Here is a 218-nt window from a genome sequence, read left to right as displayed (position 1 = left end):
AATTAATTTTCCTTCTGTTTCAATTTCAACCGTATAGATTTCAAAGTTCCTATCATCTTGAAAAGGAAAAGAAGGATACACTTTATATCTCTCATTGTCTTCTGATAATACTTGAACATCATTTCGTAAAACAACTTTCGTATCTGGTTGCGGATTATTGATTAAAGAAGTAAAAGAAACTTTCAAACCATTAGCGATTTTCCATATCGTTGTTAATG

Annotated in this window: 1 pseudogene; it reads right to left on the bottom strand. The window is 29.8% G+C overall.

Going from position 1 to position 218, the window contains the following annotated elements:
* A pseudogene (locus tag KI369_RS28845) lies at positions 1–218 on the bottom strand (DNA-binding protein); the annotation flags it as partial.

Source organism: Bacillus sanguinis (assembly GCF_018332475.1).
GTDB classification, from domain to species: domain Bacteria; phylum Bacillota; class Bacilli; order Bacillales; family Bacillaceae_G; genus Bacillus_A; species Bacillus_A sanguinis.
This window is presented reverse-complemented; position numbering and strand designations above follow the sequence as displayed.